At 71.8% G+C, this 3,024-nt stretch carries 2 protein-coding genes and 2 pseudogenes; 2 read left to right on the forward strand and 2 right to left on the reverse strand.

Features of this window, described 5'->3' with window-relative positions; translation table 11 throughout:
* A pseudogene (locus tag ACTWQR_RS55400) lies at positions 1 to 141 on the reverse strand (D-arabinono-1,4-lactone oxidase); the annotation flags it as partial.
* A pseudogene (locus ACTWQR_RS55405) lies at positions 101 to 679 on the reverse strand (MFS transporter); the annotation flags it as partial. The pseudogenes ACTWQR_RS55405 and ACTWQR_RS55400, both read right to left, overlap by 41 nt.
* Before the next feature lie 217 nt (positions 680 to 896).
* Between ACTWQR_RS55405 and ACTWQR_RS55410 the strand changes: the two are divergent.
* Together ACTWQR_RS55410 and ACTWQR_RS55415 are read left to right on the forward strand one after the other, a co-directional pair.
* A complete protein-coding gene (locus ACTWQR_RS55410) occupies positions 897 to 2,024 on the forward strand; it encodes a ferrochelatase (protein WP_443234961.1) in 1,128 nt (375 codons plus the stop codon).
* A complete protein-coding gene (locus tag ACTWQR_RS55415) occupies positions 2,021 to 2,845 on the forward strand; it encodes an inositol monophosphatase family protein (protein WP_443234962.1) in 825 nt (274 codons plus the stop codon). The genes ACTWQR_RS55410 and ACTWQR_RS55415 overlap by 4 nt, the downstream gene beginning before the upstream one ends.
* Positions 2,846 to 3,024: the final 179 nt, after the last annotated feature.

Below are 3,024 nucleotides of genomic sequence, written 5' to 3' on the forward strand. Positions count from 1 at the left end.
GAGCCCGTCCTCCGCGGCCTCGCGCACGGCCGCGGAGAGTTCCTCGACGGAGGCCGGCGTGACCTCCCGGGCCGGCCGGGCGGTGACGTTCCCCGCCCAGTTACGCCACGTGCCGCTCTTCCCGCTCGCTGTGCTGCTCATGGGTCCCTCCCCGCTGCGGAACCGGCCTGCTGGGCCGGCGATACCCGAGGAAACCCACCGCCACCGCGACGGCCCCGGCCACCGCCGGTACCCCGTACCCGGCGCGCGCCCCGGCCGTGTCGATCACCCAGCCCGACAGGGAGGAGCCGAGCGCGACCCCGACCGCGAGTCCGGTGCTCACCCAGGTCATGCCCTCGGTCAGTTTCGCGCGTGGTACGTGCAGTTCGACGAGGGCCATCGTCATGATCATCGTCGGTGCGATGGAAAGGCCCGCGACAAACAGCGCCACGGCCAGGAACGGCAAGTTTCCGACCAGTAGGAGGGGGATCATACTCACGGCCATGGCACATACGCCCAGTTGCCCACCTGCGGGCGGGCGCCCCTTTGAAGCGCAGCGGTCCGAACATGGCGCCCGCCACGCAGGGGCCCGCCGCGTACATCGCCAGGACGATGCTCGCGGCCCCTTGTGACCCCGCTCCTCGGCGAAGGCCACCGTGGCCACGTCGACCGCCCCGAAGATCGCCTCCGCGGTGGTGAAGCCCGTCGAGCCGGGGGTGGCGAACGGGGGCGCAGTAGGGGCTGGGCACATTCTCCGGTGAGGTCCGGTAAGGCGTGAATGTGGCTGATGCGGCTTACGAGTCGGGTGACCCTGAGGCACGCGCGAACCCCGCCCGTCACCTCGCCCGCCGTCCGTCCGCCCTCCGACCGGCCCCCGCCGTTGTCCGGCTGTCAGAGTCGGATGGCAGGATCGAGACATGCGAGACGCGCGTGATGCCACCCCCTACGACGCCCTGCTCCTGCTCTCGTTCGGCGGTCCTGAAGGCCCCGACGACGTGGTCCCGTTCCTGGAGAACGTGACGCGTGGACGCGGCATCCCCAAGGATCGCCTCAAGGAAGTGGGGCAGCACTACTTCCTGTTCGGGGGGATCAGCCCCATCAACGACCAGAACCGCGCCCTCCTGGACGCCCTCCGCAAGGACTTCGCGGACCACGGCCTGGACCTGCCGGTGTACTGGGGCAACCGCAACTGGGGCCCGTATCTGACCGACACCCTGCGCGAGATGGTCGCCGACGGCCGCCGCCGGATCCTGGTCCTCGCCACCAGTGCGTACGCCTCGTACTCGGGCTGCCGGCAATACCGCGAGGACCTCGCCGGGGCCCTGGCAACCCTTGAGGGCGAGGGCCTGGAGCTGCCCCGGGTCGACAAGCTGCGGCACTACTTCAACCACCCCGGTTTCCTCGAGCCCATGATCGAGGGCGTCCTGAAGTCCCTCGCCGACCTCCCCGAGGACGTCCGCGCGGGCGCGCATCTCGCCTTCAGTACGCACTCGATCCCCAACGCCTCGGCGGACACGTCCGGACCCGTCGGCGACCACGGCGACGGCGGGGCGTACGTGAAGCAGCATCTGGACGTCGCGAGGCTCATCGCCGACGCCGTGCGCGAGCAGACCGGCATCGACCACCCCTGGCAGCTCGTCTACCAGTCGCGTTCCGGCGCCCCGCACATGCCGTGGCTGGAGCCGGACATCTGCGACCACCTGGAGGAGCTGCACGGCGCCGGCGTCCCGGCCGTCGTGATGGTGCCCATCGGGTTCGTCTCGGACCACATGGAGGTCCTGTACGACCTCGACACCGAAGCCAAGGCCAAGGCCGAGGAGCTGGGCCTGCCGGTCCGCCGTTCGGCCACCGTGGGCGCCGATCCGCGGTTCGCCGCCGCGGTCCGCGATCTCGTCCTGGAGCGGGTCGCCACCCAGAGGGGCGAGGACGTGACACCCTGTGCCCTCGGTTCGCTGGGGCCGAGCCACGACGTGTGCCCCGTGGGCTGCTGCCCGGCCCGCGTCCCGAAGCCCGCCGCCGCGGGCGCCGACAGCCAGTACGCATGAGGAGCACCGTGACCGCCACCGCGAACGACCGGCTGAAGGCCGAGCTCCTGGAGATCGCGCTCGACGCGGCGCACCGCGCGGGCGCCTTCCTGCGCGACGGCCGCCCCGAGGACCTCGGTGTGGCCGCCACCAAGTCCAGTGCCGCCGACGTCGTCACCGAGATGGACATCGCCTCCGAGAAGATGATCACCGGTCTGCTGGCCGACCGCAGGCCGGACGACGGCGTGCTCGGCGAGGAGGGTGCCAGCGTCGAGGGCAGCAGCGGAATCCAGTGGGTGATCGACCCGATCGACGGAACGGTCAACTACCTGTACGGGCTGCCCAGTTGGGCCGTCTCCATCGCGGCCCGCAAGGACGGCGAGACGGTCGTCGGAGTCGTGCACACCCCGATGCGCGGCGAGACCTGCCGGGCGGTCCTCGGTGAGGGCGCGTACGTGAACGACCGCCCCGCGCGCGTGCGGCCCGCCCCCGCCTTCGGACTGGCCCTCGTCGGCACCGGCTTCGGCTATCTCGCCGAGCGCCGGGCCCGGCAGGCCGAGGTGGTCCGGCAGCTGATCCCGGAGGTGCGGGACATCCGCCGGGGCGGCTCGGCGGCGATCGACCTGTGCGACGTGGCGACGGGCCGCCTGGACGCGTACTACGAGCGCGGCCTGAACGCCTGGGACTACGCGGCCGGCGATCTGATCGCCCGGGAAGCGGGCGCGCTGACCGGTGGACGCCCCGGAGAGCCCCTCTCCCCCGACCTTACGGTCGCGGCCCCGCCAGGCCTCTTCGAGCCGCTTCAGGCCCGCCTGGAGGAGCTGGGGGCCTGGCACGACTGACGGCGCGTGAACGCTCCGGAGCGACTGCACCGCGTGAAGGGCTACGAGCGACTGACACCGCGTACAACAAGGGCGGCGAGCGAATCGCGTACACATCAGCGGCGAGTGAGCCGAAGGGGCGCGCCTGTGCCGAGAGGGCGATCGCGCGGAGCGCCCGACGAAGGAGGGTCGAGCACGAC

It is taken from the genome of Streptomyces sp. 2A115 (assembly GCF_052245575.1).
Taxonomy (GTDB): domain Bacteria; phylum Actinomycetota; class Actinomycetes; order Streptomycetales; family Streptomycetaceae; genus Streptomyces.